Raw genomic sequence first — 15,803 nt, 5'->3', positions numbered from 1 at the left:
TCCGGAATAATTCGGCAGCACCGCTCGCACTCCCGTCGCAGAGTCGTGCGTGACGCTCAGCGTTCCTCTTGGTAATTAGGTCACTTTCTCGAACGTTATGTAGACAGGCTCGGGTGTCTCTTTGTTCATTAGATAATCGTGCTCGACCCGGGCGCTGCTGAGACCACACGCAATGGGTTTTGTGTATCCATACTTGGCTTGTGTTCCGGACCCGGTCAGGACATAGCCGGGCGGCGGGACGATCGTGACTCTGGCCCACCCTCGGAAGTTTGCTGGCCCGGCCGTGCAAGGACTGGCGGCATTCTGCTTAACTTTTGGGCCGACTCCGACTTTGGGATCGCTTGGCCAAACGAACAATGGGCTAACTCGCTCGAGCTCAGTGCGAAGCGTGATCGAAGACATCGCCATCGGGCAAGTGACCTCGGCTGTGACGTTTATCGTTCCTTTGACGTGATGGGAGCCATGCGGATTATCAACTCGCAGTTCGCACTTGAGGGCGGGTGCGGCGTTTGCGGGGGTGGCCACTACTCCACTAACCGTCAGCACGAGAGCGACCAAGAGTGCTGCCGATAGCTGTGCTCTCCAACTGTTCAATCGTTTTCCTTTCTCAAGAAATGCTCAATAACTGAAAGAAGTAAAACTCAAGAGCGCTATGCTGTCAAGCATGAAAGCAGAGCCCACCGTGCATAGCGAAGCATTCGAAGAACTCGAACGTCCGGCCTATCGCGTCAACTATTGGGAACGCCCCGGCTCTTCCGCGTCAGGGTGGAATCTAGACGCATGGATAGTTTTCGACGCAGCAGACGTCGACGAAGCATCCCAATGGGTAAAGGATCACGCCAACGGGCGCCGATACGAACTATTTGTCGAAACGGTAGGGGAGGTCTACTCGGGCTTCGAAGAACCTCGGGCAGCGAACCTTGTTCGGCTGGCCGGGAGCAATCCCAACGATCCCCGAAACGAAGACGCCTAACTACTCATCGAACGTGTTGACCATGGCGTGCGCGGCACGGTCGAGGTACGCCCACATTTCGGCGTCGTAGAGCGGCGGCAACTCGAGAGTGTCGAGAGCGTTGCGCATGTGATGTAGCCAGCGGTCGCGGGCATCCGGGTTCACCTTGAAGGGCATGTGGCGCTGGCGCAGGCGGGGGTGTCCGCGTTCCTGGCTGTACGTGTTCGGGCCGCCCCAATACTGTTCCAAGAAACCGGTCAGGCGCTGGATGGCGCCCTCAAGGTCGGGCTGCTCCGGGTACATCGGCAGCAGCACCTCATCCGTCGCCACGCCCACGTAGAACTCGCGCACGAGCTTCTCGAACGTGGTGCGACCGCCGATGAGTTCCCACATCGAGTCGGCCGGAGCATCCGGAGTCACTGCCGGCTTCGCAATGATGCGAATCTTGGGGCGCTTCGCGGGCTCAGTCGCATTCGCACCCTCGGCCTCGTTCTCGGACCCGGCACTGGCACCAGCCGCGCGCTCATCGCCAGCCACATTCTCGGATTCGGTCATTTCTTCGGCTTCTCCTCGGGAAAACTCAGGGGCACCGGACGGGTGCGGGGTGGTCGTGCACCGCGCACACTTGCGGCACCCTCAAAGCCACTCAACACGATCGACTTCAATGCGGGAAGTTTGACACCCGCCTCATCCAAATCCTTCTTCAAACGAGCCCGCAGCTCGCGAGCAACATCATCCTTCGTCGCGGATGCCGTCTTCACCACCAGACGAACAACCACCGCCTCCGACGAAATAGATTCGATCCCCCAAATCTCGGGCTGCTCCAAGATGCGAGTTGTCCATTTGGGAGTCTTATAGAGGTCAACCGCGGTCTTCAGAATGCGCTCCTGCACGGCATCCACATCGGAGTCATACGGCACAGCCAGATCGATGATCACACGCGCCCAACCCTGCGACATATTGCCCACCCGGGTAATTTCACCGTTGCGCACAAACCACAGGGTTCCGTTCACATCGCGAACCTGAGTGGTGCGGATGTCGACGGACTCGACAACACCAACAGCGGGCCCGAGGTCAACGATGTCGCCCACGCCCAACTGATCCTCGGCCACCATAAAGAGACCATTCAGCACGTCCTTGACCACGTTCTGGGCGCCGAAACCGAGACCGGCACCGGTCGCGGCGGTGATGAGGGCGAAGGCGCCCGTCGCGTTCGGCGCAAAGAGATCGAAGAGCAACAGAAGCACAACAATCACGATGGCAACCGTGATGAGGCTAGAGAGAACTCCGCCGAGGGTCCGGGTGCGCTGAACAACACGCACCGCTGCCAGGGGAGAAGTCAGAAGAACTTGAGTGTCGTGGATGTTCTCTTTGTGCTTCACGCCGTTCACCACGCGGTCAACGACGCGCTTGATAACGAACAGCAGAATGAAGCGAAGAACCCACGCGCCAGCGATGATGACGACGCCTTTGAGCAGCGTCGAGCCCTCGTAGAACGCGAGCACAGCGGCCCACAAACCGCCTATCGTGAAATCTTCCATGCTGGGAGCCTAGCGAGCGACTGCTGAATAGTCGCCGCTAGGCTCCCGCACGACCACCCGAAGGTAGCTGAAGAGGGTTAGGAGTTGTCGCGAGCCTGAACGATCAGCGCACGCTCAACACCCGCAAGGTTCTCCACGATGATGCGGCGCAGGGCCGGCACATCGGGGTTCGCCTCAAGCCAGGCGTTCGTGGCAACCACGAGTCCCTGGTTTGCCAACGGTGCGGGGTAGAGGCCACGCAGAACCGTCTCCGCGATCGAGTAGCTACGGTTCGTCCACACATCGTTGATCGCCTCGAAGTACGGAGCCACAAAGGCTTCCAGCACAGCGGGGTCGTTCACGTGGGTGTAGCCCATCGTCACGTTACGCACGATCGCGTTCGGCGCCTTGTCACTCTTCACGAGCGAATCAAACGCAGCCTGCTTGCCAGCTTCAGTCGGAATCGTTGCGCGAACCCGAGCCGCAGCCTGCTGGCCGTTCGCCGTCTTGTCCTTAGCGAGAGCCTCATCCACGTCAGCATCACCGGCAGCGCCGTTGAGCACGAGGCCCTCCAGAAGCTCCCAGCTCAGGTCAGTGTCAATCTCGAGTCCCTCGAGCGTGGTCGAACCGCTGAGCAGAGCACGCAGCACCGTGACGTGCTGTTCGGTGGAAGCCACATTCGCGAAGTACTTCACGAACTGGAACTGAGCATCCGATCCAGCCTCAGCACTCTGAGCGAGACCCCAGAGGGTGTCGCCGATCTTCTCGATCGTGGCGGCGCGACGCTCCGGAGCAACGTACTGCTTAGCCACCAAAACCAGCTGCGCAAGCGTGGTGCGGATGGTGGTCGACTCGGTCTCCGACGCAATGTTGCCGAGAACCAGGGCAACATAATCGCTGGCCGGAGTCTCAGCATCGCGAGCAGCATCCCAGGCGGCACCCCACACGATGGCGCGAGCCAGCGGGTCGGTGATGTCAGAGAGGTGCTTCATCGCAACAGCCAGCGACGAGTCATCGAGACGAATCTTCGCGTACGCGAGGTCGTCATCGTTGATCAGGATGAGATCGGGGCGCGTCGTGCCCACGAGCTCGGGAACCTCCGTGCGCTCGCCCTCAACATCGATCTCGATGCGGTGGTGACGAACAAGCTTGCCGTCTTGCAGTGAGTAGTAACCGATTGCGAGACGGTGCGGGCGAATCGTGGGGTAATCGTCGGCTGCGGTCTGAACGATCGCGAAGCTTTCGACGGTTCCGTCTTCGGCAGTCACGACATCCGGACGCAGCGTGTTCACGCCAGCGGTCTCAAGCCAGAGCTTGCTCCACTCCATGAGCTCGCGGCCACTGGTCTTCTCCAGCTCGACCAGCAGGTCGTTGAGCTCGGTGTTGCCGTAGGCGTGCTTCTTGAAGTACGCGGCGACGCCAGCCATGAACGCTTCGAGACCGACCCAGGCAACGAGCTGCTTGAGAATCGAGCCGCCCTTGGCGTAGGTGATGCCGTCGAAGTTGACGAGAACATCATCGAGGTCGTTGATCGAGGCGTAGACGGGGTGGGTAGAGGGAAGCTGGTCCTGCTTGTAGGCCCAGCTCTTCTCCATAGCCGCGAACGTGGTCCATGCTTCGGTCCACTCGGTAGCTTCAGCAGTAGCGATAGTCGATGCCCACTCGGCGAACGACTCGTTGAGCCACAGGTCGTTCCACCACTTCATAGTGACGAGGTCGCCGAACCACATGTGAGCGAGCTCGTGCAAGATCGTGACAACGCGACGTTCCTTGATGGCGTCGGTCACCTTCGAACGGAACACGTAGGTCTCGGTGAACGTGACAGCGCCCGCGTTCTCCATCGCACCCGCGTTGAACTCGGGTACGAACATCTGGTCGTACTTCTCGAAGGGGTACGGGTACTGAAAGTGCTTCTCGAAGTACTCGAAGCCCTGCTTGGTCTTCTCGAAAATGTAGTCAGCATCGAGGTATTCGCTCAGCGACGCACGCGTAAAGATGCCGAGTGGGATGACGCGGCCGTCGCTCGAGGTGAGCTCGTCGCGAACCTCGGCATACGGGCCCGCCACGATCGCGGTGATGTAGCTCGACATGATCTGAGTGGGCGGGAACTCCCACGTGGCATTCTCGCCATCCACTACCGGAGTGGGCGTGGGGGAGTTGCTGATCAGGGCCCAGCGTGCCGGTGCCGTCACCGTGAACTGGAACGTCGACTTGAGGTCAGGCTGCTCGAACACTGCGAACACGCGACGCGAGTCCGGCACCTCGAACTGCGAGTAGAGGTACACCTCGTCGTCAACGGGGTCGACGAAGCGGTGCAGGCCCTCACCGGTGTTGGTGTATTCGGCATCCGCTACAACCTCAAGAACGTTGTTCTCGGCGAGGTTGTCGAGCTGGATGCGCACACCATCGTTCACGGCAGCAACATCAAGAGCGGTGCCATTGAGTGTGACCGAATCAACCGTGCGGGTGATCGAATCAATGAAAGTGGATGCGCCAGCAGTGGCAGTAAAGCGAACAGTCGTGCTGCTCTTAAACGTCTCAGGACCCGTCGTGAGGTCGAGCGCAATCTCATAGCTGTCAACGTTGACAATCGCTTTACGTTCTTGCGCTTCAACTCGGGTGAGGTTCTCTCCGGGCACGTACAACTCCTTCGTTTTGGGGCGGTTTGTGACCGCACCTATCTACCTTATGTCGCGGCCCCTCAAAGTAAGCACTACCGCATGCTCGCGACCCTAGACTGGAGGAATGCGCATCCATATCGCCACCGATCACGCCGGCCTCGAGTTCAGCTCTACCCTGCAGGAGCACCTCACCGCGGCGGGCCACCAGGTCATCGACCACGGCCCCGTCGCCTACGACGCTCTCGACGATTACCCCGGGTTCTGCATCGCCGCAGCGCGCGCGGTGGCAGCCGATCAGACTGCTGGTATCGAATCACTCGGTGTCGTCTTCGGTGGTTCCGGCAACGGTGAGCAAATGGCCGCCAACAAGGTGACGGGCATCCGCGCCGCTCTCGTCTGGAACGACTCGACCGCAGCACTTGCTCGCCAGCACAACGACGCCAACGTCATCTCTATTGGTGCCCGCCAGCACACCGTCGACGAAGCCACGCGCTTTATCGACCTCTTTATCGCGGAGCCCTTCTCGGGCGACGAGCGTCACTCTCGCCGCATCGCCCAGCTTGCCGAATACGAAACCACCGGCGCCATCGCAGCGCACCCCTTCGCCCTCTAATGCCTGAGGGGCATTCCGTACATCGCATTGCGCGCCAGTTCGCGCTGCACTTCGTCGGCAAAACCGTCGCAGTGTCGTCTCCGCAAGGCCGCTTCGCCGCGGGAGCCGAACGCATCGATGGACTGCGGATGCTCAGCGCCAAAGCCGTCGGCAAGCAGATGTTCATCGAATTCGAGCACGACCGCTGGTTGCGCGTGCACCTCGGGCTTTACGGAGCCTGGGATTTCGCGGGCAACTTCACCGCCGACGCCACGACGGCATCCGCCGCCGGTCGCATGGGGCAGACCAATCAGCACGGGACGTTTGTTGATGGTGCGGCTGCTGATAGTGCCGTTGTTGATGGCGCGGCCGCCGCTGGTGCGGCTGGCGGCAGTGTGGACGCTGCTGACGCCGCCGAGCTGAGCAGCGCCGCCGCCGGCGCGGGTAACTCGGTCGTCGGCGAGCACGAAGATTCGCTTGCGAGCATCGGCGCCCCGCGACGCACCCGCTTGCGGATGTCCGAACAAGAGAAGGCATCGGACGACGCGTCAGACTTTCCGCCCGAGCCCATCGGTGCCGTGCGAGTGCGCCTCCTCACGGCAGACACCTGCGCCGACCTGCGGGGGCCCACGGCGTGCCAAGTGCTGAATCCCGATGAGGTGCAGGTCGCGCTCAACAAGCTCGGCCCCGACCCTCTCGTCGATGACAACGGCGAGGCCGAAGAACGATTCGTCGCTACTGTGCACAAAAAGCAGACCGCTATCGGCCTACTGCTGATGGATCAGTCCGTTGTCAGCGGCATCGGCAACGTCTACCGGGCTGAGATTTTGTTCCGCGCCCGCCTCGACCCGCACACACCGGGCAAACTCATCCCCGAAGAGTTGCTGCGCGAACTCTGGCGCGACTGGGCGCACCTGCTCGAAATTGGCGTGCGCACCGGCCAGATGATGACAATGGAAGGTCTCACCGACGAGGACTACACCGCCGCGCTCGCCAATCGCGCTGACCGCCACTGGGTGTACCACCGCGAGGGTCTGCCATGCCGTATCTGCGGTACCAACATCGCGATGGAACTCGCCTCGGCCCGCAAGCTGTACTGGTGCCCGAGCTGCCAAGCACCGCTCGGAGCCTGAGATGCGCCACACCCCGACCTACGTGATCACTGACCCCGCCGAAGTGCGCCGTCTCATCGGCGAGCACCCGTGGGCCACGATCGTCTCACCGACCTCGACCGGCATGGTCGCCTCGCACTATCCGGTCATGCTCGAAAACCGTGACGACCAGATCAGTCTCGTCACGCATTTTGGGCGCCCGGATGACCAACTCCACGAACTGGGTCAGCACGAGGTTCTCGTCATCATCCAAGGACCACACGGCTACATCTCATCGAGTTGGTACCCCGAGGGCGACAACATTCCCACCTGGAACCACGCCACCGCGCACCTCTACGGCACCCCAGAAATCTTGAGCGACGAAGAGAATTTTCGCGTGCTCAGTGAACTTGTTGATCACTTCGAACATCACGTTGAGCATCCGGTATCGCTCAGTGAAGACGAGGCCGGCGCTCGCCGCGCCGCCAAAGGAACTGTCGGGCTCCGCATCGTTGTCGACCGCTTCGATGCCCGTCTGAAAATGAGTCAAAACAAGAAACCTGCCGTACGCGAGCAGATTGTGCACGAACTCAGTGCGAATGGCACGTACAGTAGCCCAGAACTGGCCGCAGAAATGACAAGGGCACGACCGAGTGAAACTGACTAACGCCCGCATCGTCGGCGACGATGCATCCGTTCTGGTCGACGTAACCCTCGCTGAGGGGCGCATCGTCGCCATCGAACCGCACGCCGCTTCGGCTGCTGTTGCCGAGACCGCTCGCAACAAGTCCACACGCGCCGACACCGCAAGCAACGAGACCGTCGGCGACGACACTCCCAGCCCCGAGGTCGTCGACCTCGATGGCCGCTGGATCATGCCCGGCCTCTGGGATCAGCACGTGCACTCCAGCATGTGGGCCCAACAGGCACAACGACTCGACCTGAGCCACACCACGTCAGCGACCGAAGTTGCGGTGACTCTCGCCACCTCCGTGCTTCCTCAATCCGACGGCATCATTGTCGGTCAAGGATTTCGAGATGCCCTGTGGCCAGACCAGCCGACGCGGGCCCTGCTCGATTCGGCAGTCTCAGAAATCGCCGTCGTGCTCGTCAGTGGCGACTTGCACTCCTGCTGGCTCAATAGCCTGGCCCTCGAACGTTTCGGCTTCTACGACCACCCGACCGGCTTTTTGCGCGAAGAAGAAGCCTTCGCTGTCGGAAGTGCGCTCAGCCGTGTTGACCCCGAAATTCTCGATGGCTGGATTCACGACAGCGCCCAAGAGGCAGCCTCGCGCGGCATCGTCGGCATCGTCGATCTCGAAATGACGTGGGAATTCGAAAACTGGCACCGGCGCATGCTCGAAGGTTTCGACCTGTTTCGGGTTCGTGTCGGCGTCTACCCCCGATTCTTAGAGCGGGCGATCTCCGAGGGCCTGGAAACGGGCCAGTACTTGGCGCCGCTGCTCGAAGTTGGGCCGTTCAAAGTCATCACTGATGGCTCGCTCAACACCCGAACCGCCTATTGCATGGAGTCGTACCCCGGCGATGGCGAGAACCGGGGAATGCTGAACATTCCGCCAGACGAACTGATCGACTGGATTCGCACCGCGAGCGATGCCGGCCTTTCACCGGCCGTGCACGCCATTGGTGACGATGCCAATCGCCTCGCCCTCGACGCTTTTGAAGCTGTCGGATGCCGTGGCCGCATTGAGCACGCCCAGTTGCTTTCCCCAGAAGACATCCCGCGCTTCGCCGCTCTCGGAATTGCCGCAAGCGTGCAACCCGAGCACGCGATGGATGACCGTGACGTTGCCGACGCCTACTGGGCAGGGCGCACTCACCGCACCATCGCGCTGCGAGCGTTGCTCGATGCGGGCGCGGAACTGCTGATGGGCTCCGATGCTCCGGTCGCTCCGCTCGACCCGTGGGCAACCATTGCCTCGGCCGTAAGCCGCAGCCGCGATGGGCGCGAGCCGTGGCATCCAGAACAGTGCATCACCGTCGACGAAGCGTTGCGAGCATCCGCCCAATCAACGATCGCGGTTGGCGAAGTCGCCGACATTGTCGTGACACGAAAAAACCCGCTCGACTGCAGCGGTGAAGAACTGCGGGCGATGCGGGTTGATGCGACGATTCTTGATGGTCGCTTCACTCACAACGAGTTGTAAACACAACACATCGCAGGCAAAGCGACCACCAGAAAAGTTACCTGGTGGCGAGGTGGGCGAAGAGGAACCAGCGGTCCTTCTCAAGCCCACGGGCGATCTCAATCGCGACGTCTTCGCTGACCTTGTCGAGCTCACCGAGCTCATCGACTGCGGTGCGCACGGTAACGAGCGTGGCATCGATTGCGGCGATAACCTGAGCAATTACCTCGTCAGACTGCTGAAATCCAGCCGTCATGCTCGGGGTCGTTGCCTTAGCGCCAACAGTCTGGGTGCGGGCATCAATCGGGAGCCCGAGGGCGACAACACGCTCAGCGGCGGTGTCTGCCCATTCTCGGGCGTGGTCGACGATTACGTCGAGAAGTTCGTGTACTGCCTGGAAGTTGGCGCCACGAACGTGCCAGTGAGCCTGCTTGCCATCAATTGACAGGGCTGTGAGGTCGGTAACTACCGGACCCAAAAACTGGGCAACACCCGAGGTGACGTCAGGGTCGGCTGAGGTCTGCGGAACTGCTTTAATCTCGGTCATTTGTGCTCCTTCGTTGTTCTTCAGATACAACGTTACGACTCCGCAAAAATTTCACAAGCAAGCTGAGGCAACACTAACCAACCTCAACCCGTGCACCGGGGGCTAACCCCACTGACGTTCTGTGAGCATCCACGCTATTGCTCGTACCGCGCATTCGCGATCCTCAATAAGGCAAACATCTGCCGCGTGATGCGCGAGACTGAAGCGAGAGACCTATGACGACACAAACCGCAGTGAAACCCCGTAACCCGTACTGGCAGCTCTGGCGCAGTACGCCAAAAGAGGTCCTGTACCTCATCTTGGGGTTCCCGATCGCTATGACCGGCTTTGGTGTTGCCATTTCTCTCGTGGCTACGGGAATTGGAACGCTCGCCGTATTCCTCATCGGATTCTTCGTCATGATCTTGGCGCTGTATGTGGGCCGCGGCTTCGGGCTAGTGCACGTCAACCTGCTGGAGTGGACTGGTCGCAAGAAACTGGAGCGCCCCGACTGGCAAGACGATCGTGCCGCTAGCGGATTCGGTGGCTGGCTGAGAGCAACGCTCGGTAACGCGCACTACTGGCTCTATCTGCTGCACACCACGATTCTGGGATTCGTTCTCACGATCATCACGTGGGCGATCTCGTTCGCGTGGCTCACCGTCTCCCTCGTCGGAGTGATCGGATGGTTCGTTCCCGCTGAGTTCGTCGATACCGAGTCGGATTGGTTCCTCTCTGACTGGGTGTTTGGGTCAATGGGCGTGGATACTCAGGGGTGGAACCTGATCCTGGTCGACAACATAATCGCGTCTGCCGTCAGCCTCATCTTCATCGCGACCCTGCCCTTCGTTACTCGTGGTTTGGTCATGACCCAGTGGTGGCTTGCTCGTGGAACCCTCACGGCGTTCAAGTCGGATGGTCTTCGCCGTGAAGTGGAATCTCTCGAGGCGTCCCGCGGGGCAGCGCTTTCTGCAGAAGGCCACTCGCTTCGTCGCCTTGAGCGCGACATCCACGATGGTCCGCAGCAGCGCCTCGTACGACTACAAATGGATCTTGCGGCAGCCGAACGTCAACTCGATACCAGCCCGGAGCAGGCGCGCGTTCTCTTGAGCGAGGCGCAGGGCCAAGCATCCGAAGCTCTCGAAGAGTTGCGGGCGCTGTCACGCGGCTTTGCGCCGCCGCTGCTGCTCGATCGTGGGCTGGTCGCAGCACTCGAATCGGTCGCGAGCCGATCGACGGTGCCAACACTCGTGAACTCAGAGCTTGCCCCGCAGCTGATCCTTCCGGGCGAAGTCGAACGTGCGTCGTACTTTGTCGTGGCCGAACTGCTCACGAATGTGGCAAAGCACGCCAATGCAACGCGCGCCGACGTGCACCTCAGCATCGAATCATCGAAAGAGCGCGATTGGCTTCTCGTGCGGGTCACCGATGACGGCCGAGGTGGCGCGGCAGTGGTGACCGAACATGGCCTGGCGGGGATTGAGGAGCGTGTTCGCGGTGTCGGCGGCAGCCTCGATATCGAGAGCCCCGACGGCGGACCAACCGTGGTCACCGCTCGTCTACCTCTTCCTAAGCCGAGTGCAGAACGGCCGCCCGTTGCCCTCTAGTCTTGAGCGCATGAGCCCTTTACGTGTTGCCGTCGCCGACGATTCGGTCCTGCTCCGTGAAGGGCTCGTGCGGGTGCTCATCGAGGCAGGATTCGATGTTGTCGGTGCTTTCGGCGACGCGGATGAGCTGCTTGCGAACCTCGATGACTGTGCCCCAGATCTTGTGGTGCTCGACGTTCGGATGCCGCCCACTTTTCGTGATGAAGGCGTGCGAGCCGCAATTCAGTTGCGTCACCTCCGCCCGCAGATTGGCATCCTGTTGCTGTCGCAGTATGTCGAGGTTGTCTACGCGCAAGAGTTGTTGTCGTCGGGGCGTGGTGGTGTCGGCTATCTGTTGAAGGATCGCGTTGCGTCGCTCGATGAGCTGCGGGATGCCGTTGAACGCATTTCTGCCGGCAGCACGGTGCTCGACCCGGAGGTTGTGGCGCAACTGGTGGGTCGCCGTCAGGATCCGTTGATGACGTTGACTCCGCGCGAGCACGAGGTCATGACTCTTGTCGCTGAGGGGCGCACGAATGCGGCGATCGCGAAGCAGCTGGTGATCGGTGTCGGGGCGGTCGAGAAGAACGTCACATCGATCTTTCAGAAGCTGAATCTTGAGGATTCCGGCAGCGACCACCGTCGTGTGCTTGCCGTGCTCACCTGGCTGCAGCGCTAGCGCCACTCGATTCTTGCCTAACGCAGGGCGCTGAAGCGTGTGTTGAGTGTCTTGAGATCCCGGATGCGCCGCTCGAGCGTGATGCCGAGGAACAACACGATTGCTCCACCGATGACCGCCCACATCCACCAGACGGTCAGCTGGTAGAGGCTGACGAGCGCTGGTGCGAAAGTATGCACGGCGTGAATCAGCACGACGATTGTGGCGATGAGCAGTGGGGCTTTGAGCTTCTGCCACGCTCCCGCAACAATGATGAGCACGCAGACGATGCCGAGCGCGACGATGCGCCACTGAGTGTTGAGACTGCCAGTGTTGATAAAAGTGGCGACGAGACTCGGCACCAACACGACGAGCAGCCCGGGTGTTAGCCAGGTCAGACTCCGGGCTTCAGCGTTGTGGGCGAGACGCACACTGCCGTGAACGATGAGCGCGGTGCCGAATATTACGGTGATCCACTCGATGGGGTGCACGACGAAACCGATGAGTGCAAGGACTCCAACGATAATCGCGAGCCCGCTGCTGAGGTGGCTCAACCGCGGGGTGAAAGGGGTGTCTCTCTGCCAGTTGCCGGCGATGAGAAGCAGACCGCCAAGGGCGACAAGGGTGATGGCGCGGATGCTATCGAGCGGCACATCGCGCATGGTGGCAGCAACAAGAACCACAGTTTCTACGCTGTAGAGCAACACGATTGCGGCTCCGAGGAGAACTTCGTTCGTGATGGACCAACGTGCGTTGTCGGATTCGCTGGGGAACTCTGCGGCGGCGAGACCGAAGCTTGCGAGCACCAGTATGGCCACAGCGCCGAGCAACCACAGGTCTAGTTCGATCGTTGCACTGCGGTTCTCGAGAACTATCGTGACGCCGCGAGAGGCAATGGCGGTAACTACTCCCAGGGCGGATGCCACGATGGTGACTCCGCGGAAGCGGGTGAAGTGGCCCCGGAGCTCAGCGAACGACGCGATAAGTAGAAGTGCAGCGCTGAGTCCAGCGATCACGAGACTGCGCAGTTCTGTTCCGCTCGCTGAGTTGAGTGCGAGGGGAAGAATAGCAATCAGTAGCCCGACGAGAACGATCACGGGTGCAGATTTCATCCGGGGCTCGCGAGCTTCGGCTCGGGCGGTGAAGATGGCGATGGTGAGTATGGTGGCGGCGAGGGGCAGTACGTAGGCTTCGAGGGCGTCGACGTGGTTTTGGTCGAGGCGTAGCCAGAGTGCCCAGGTGGCGAAGGTGACGGCGGCCCAGATGATGTGGCGGCGTGGGGATTGTGATCCGAAGATGCCGTCGGCGGAGATGGATGCTAGCAGCAGGGTGATGGAGACCAGTAGTGCGATCAGCCAGTGGGTTTGGTGGGGTTGAAGGATGGCGCTTGTGGTGGTGATGGCGGCGACGGTGAGTGCGCTGAGTTCGGCGGTGCGGCGAATGAGTGGGTGTTGTTGGCGTACGCGCAGGGTCATGCTGAGGGTGGCAACCAGAATGGATGCCGTGGCCGGCGCAAGTTGAATCGCGATCTCGCCGAGACCAATCACTCGACTCGCACTATCTAAGGTCCACACTGTCGCTGGTGCGATGACGACCGCGGCCACGAGTTTTTCGAGTGCTGACCCTTTTTCGCGCGGAACGAGTCGCGTGCCGAGATTGAACATGGTGACGCTGAGCGCGGTGACAAAGATCGCACCGACGATCAGGCTGATCAGGCTGAGATTTAGCGCTAGGGGCGCAGTGGGCAATGGCGCACCGCCCGCTGTTGCGATCCATAGGGAGGCGCCCGAGAGTGCGGTGGTGAGGAATCCGATCCACCACAGCATCCGCCGTTCTCCGTCAGCGAGCTCGCGTGTGTGGGGCCACAGCGAGCGGGCAATGATGATGACCGAGATGATGGCTACGGTGATCCATGATTCGAGCGGGTTGGGATTCGCGGTGGTGAGGTTGAACTGCAGTTGTTCACCGATTCCGCCCGCTGCCACAATGAAAATGAGAGTGGCGATGCCCAACATGGTGGCCCGCACGGCTGGTGCGTTAACGAGGTAGCGGGCGACGAAGAGCACGACTCCTGTCGCGATGCTGGCAAGAAGCCACGTCTCGTGGCTTGACCGCCCGGAGGTGTAGGCGAGTGCGAGTGTTATTGCGCCGCCGGCGGCGATAATGAGGTGGCTTGCGCGTGATGCCTGATGGCGGCGACCGATCCCGATGATGGCGACAGCGGCTGCGGATAGTGCGAGCCAGGTGGCGACTGCTGCGAATAGTGTGCCGGCTAGCGGCGCGCTCAAGGCGAGCGCGGCTCCAGCCAGGGCGAGAACAAGGTGAGTGCGGGGACGAAGTTGGCCGGTGGCCCACCACCCGAGCGCCAAGATGACGGGGACGCAGAGAAGCGCAACTTGGGGCCACCCGTTGTCGACAGTATCGAAAGCGATGTTTCCGGGGGTCGTTCGGCGCAATGGCCACGCTGAGACGTACTCCAACGCCACGGTCAGGGAAGTCGCAAAGGGTGCAATCAGTGCGATTGCGGCAACAGCCCAGACACCAAGGGATGCCCAGAAGGTGGCGGTGCGCACGTCGCGCGAAAATTTGAGTCCGCTACTTTCGGTGAGTACCGCGAGCGTCGTGAGCGTTGCCACTACGGCGAACACGGTTATGGCAGGGGCGCCGACCAGTCTCTGGCCCGAAATCGCATCTGCGACGAGATTCCACAGTGCCCAAGCAACGAGAACACCCGCGGTGGTTGCGAACAGCTTGCGGATGAAGCGGGTGAACCCTGCACGATAGGCGGCAGCACTGTGAATGGCTGCGGTGGCACCGAGAATGAGTACCCACCCTGCGGTCGACGAGTTGGTGCCCTCGATGAGGTCGAAGAACGAACTTGTGAAGCCAAGTGTGAGCGCCAACATCGCGTAGCCGAGAGTGATGCCCCTCTCAGCTCTACCGGGATAGTTATCGTGTGAGGCGGTCAGGTAAATGAGGGCAGCCAGGGAGAGGGCGACCATGGGAACAACCAGGGTTGTCTCGAGGGAACTACCGGCTGCGAGCCCAGCCACGAACAAAGCCACCGCTGGCGGGAAGACTACATAACCGATGATGTTGACGAGAGCGATTCTGCTTGCCCGGTGCCAGAATATGAACCCAATCGAGGCGAGCATGAGCGCAGCGCCCCAGTATGCACGCCCGGCAAGGTCTCCGATCACCAGCAGGTCGTTGGCGCGAACAGCATAGATATCGAGCGCAACTAAAACGACCGCGAGTGCTGAGAGGGCTTCGGCTGTCGCCGACAGTCCTCGTTTTTTTACGACAGTGGCGCCCACGATGCTTGCGATCGTGATGGTTGCGATGATTGCTGACCGCCAGATCAATCCAAAACTGATAAAGGCGTAGATGAGGAAGAAGATCGCGCCGACCGAGAGCAGTGACACTCCGACGATCAGCAGGATGACTTGGATGCCAACGTGTGAGCGAGCCGGGGGAGCCAGCGCGGTCGCAGAGTTAGGTGGCGGTAGCGTGCCGTCGGCCTGCGATTGCTGAGCGGTCGTCGCTGAGTGGGGCGTCTGCGCGATGTGGGGCGCCGGTGCGACGAGATTTGATTGATTCGCCGGCGAGTGTTCGGTTGCAGCGGTGCTCAGATGCACGGTTGTTGACGAGCTGGATGCAGACAGCGACGAAGGGCTGAACATGTTTACGGCCGTGGCCTCTGCTGCCCGGCGTGTGGCGGCAGTTGCTCGGCGTTCAGCGTCTGCTTCACGAAGCGCTCGCTCTGCGGCAATTGCGCGAGTTGCCGTTGTGGCGATTGCTGCGGCGGCGGCTTCGGCCGCTTTGCTCTGCTCGACGAAAATTCGGGTGCGTTCAGCTTCGGTCTCGAACCGTATTTTGCCGATGAGCTCTAGGCGGCGGTCTAGCGACGCTGCTGCGGCTAGCGACTCTTCCCGTAAAAGAATCGCGTCAGAATGATTGAGGTCGAAGCCGCAGCCTGCGCAAATGAATGAGGGCGGAACCGTCACAAAGCAAGCAGGGCACCGAGCGACGTCAGTGAGATCTTTCGGGCCACGAGGAAAAAGCACATGTCCGACATGCTCAAGAAAGGAACGCGGTGCATCGACCATC

Annotated in this window: 12 protein-coding genes; 7 read left to right on the top strand and 5 right to left on the bottom strand. The window is 60.9% G+C overall.

The window, feature by feature from the left end:
- Positions 1–664: 664 nt before the first annotated feature.
- Positions 665–973: a hypothetical protein gene (locus ON14_RS03070; protein ID WP_202800890.1), complete on the top strand. Its 309-nt coding sequence runs from the start codon at positions 665–667 to the stop codon at positions 971–973.
- Here ON14_RS03070 and ON14_RS03065 read toward each other — a convergent pair whose 3' ends face one another.
- The 3 genes from ON14_RS03065 to pepN all read right to left on the bottom strand — a co-directional run bounded on the left by ON14_RS03065 (position 974) and on the right by pepN (position 5,111).
- Positions 974–1,345 carry a globin gene (locus ON14_RS03065; protein ID WP_039741688.1) on the bottom strand — a complete coding sequence of 124 codons (372 nt, stop codon included), beginning with the start codon at positions 1,343–1,345 and terminating at the stop codon, positions 974–976.
- 158 nt (positions 1,346–1,503) lie between these two features.
- Positions 1,504–2,493: a mechanosensitive ion channel family protein gene (locus ON14_RS03060; protein WP_010203075.1), complete on the bottom strand. Its 990-nt coding sequence runs from the start codon at positions 2,491–2,493 to the stop codon at positions 1,504–1,506.
- 77 nt (positions 2,494–2,570) lie between these two features.
- Positions 2,571–5,111, bottom strand: coding sequence for an aminopeptidase N (gene pepN, locus ON14_RS03055; protein ID WP_010203074.1), 2,541 nt, complete (start codon positions 5,109–5,111; stop codon positions 2,571–2,573).
- Between the two features lie 106 nt (positions 5,112–5,217).
- Here pepN and ON14_RS03050 point away from each other — a divergent pair, with 106 nt between their 5' ends.
- The 4 genes from ON14_RS03050 to ON14_RS03035 are packed head-to-tail and all read left to right on the top strand — an operon-like array spanning position 5,218 to position 8,944.
- Entirely contained in the window at positions 5,218–5,706 is a 489-nt protein-coding gene (locus ON14_RS03050; RefSeq protein ID WP_010203073.1) for a ribose-5-phosphate isomerase, read from the top strand.
- Positions 5,706–6,818: an Fpg/Nei family DNA glycosylase gene (locus tag ON14_RS03045; protein ID WP_010203071.1), complete on the top strand. Its 1,113-nt coding sequence runs from the start codon at positions 5,706–5,708 to the stop codon at positions 6,816–6,818. The genes ON14_RS03050 and ON14_RS03045 overlap by 1 nt, the downstream gene beginning before the upstream one ends.
- A gap of 1 nt (position 6,819) precedes the next feature.
- Entirely contained in the window at positions 6,820–7,443 is a 624-nt protein-coding gene (locus tag ON14_RS03040; protein ID WP_010203070.1) for an FMN-binding negative transcriptional regulator, read from the top strand.
- Positions 7,430–8,944: an amidohydrolase gene (locus tag ON14_RS03035; RefSeq protein WP_010203067.1), complete on the top strand. Its 1,515-nt coding sequence runs from the start codon at positions 7,430–7,432 to the stop codon at positions 8,942–8,944. Before ON14_RS03040 ends, ON14_RS03035 begins: the two co-directional genes overlap by 14 nt.
- 37 nt (positions 8,945–8,981) lie before the next feature.
- On the opposite strand, the gene ON14_RS03030 is transcribed toward ON14_RS03035, so the two are convergent.
- Positions 8,982–9,470 carry a Dps family protein gene (locus ON14_RS03030; RefSeq protein ID WP_010203065.1) on the bottom strand — a complete coding sequence of 163 codons (489 nt, stop codon included), beginning with the start codon at positions 9,468–9,470 and terminating at the stop codon, positions 8,982–8,984.
- A gap of 215 nt (positions 9,471–9,685) precedes the next feature.
- Here ON14_RS03030 and ON14_RS03025 point away from each other — a divergent pair, with 215 nt between their 5' ends.
- Both ON14_RS03025 and ON14_RS03020 read left to right on the top strand, forming a co-directional pair.
- The gene (locus tag ON14_RS03025) at positions 9,686–11,056 is read left to right on the top strand and encodes a sensor histidine kinase (RefSeq protein WP_010203062.1); all 1,371 of its coding nucleotides are present in this window, start codon (positions 9,686–9,688) and stop codon (positions 11,054–11,056) included.
- Between the two features lie 10 nt (positions 11,057–11,066).
- Entirely contained in the window at positions 11,067–11,714 is a 648-nt protein-coding gene (locus tag ON14_RS03020) for a response regulator transcription factor (RefSeq protein WP_010203059.1), read from the top strand.
- 17 nt (positions 11,715–11,731) lie between these two features.
- Here the strand turns inward: ON14_RS03020 and ON14_RS03015 are convergent, their stop codons facing one another.
- Complete coding sequence (locus tag ON14_RS03015) at positions 11,732–15,802, bottom strand: SCO7613 C-terminal domain-containing membrane protein (protein WP_010203056.1); 4,071 nt, start codon at positions 15,800–15,802, stop codon at positions 11,732–11,734.
- Position 15,803: the final 1 nt, after the last annotated feature.

The organism is Salinibacterium sp. PAMC 21357 (assembly GCF_000247645.1).
GTDB lineage: Bacteria > Actinomycetota > Actinomycetes > Actinomycetales > Microbacteriaceae > Rhodoglobus.
Note: the sequence above shows the minus strand (reverse complement) of the source record. Positions and strands in the feature narration are given on the sequence as shown.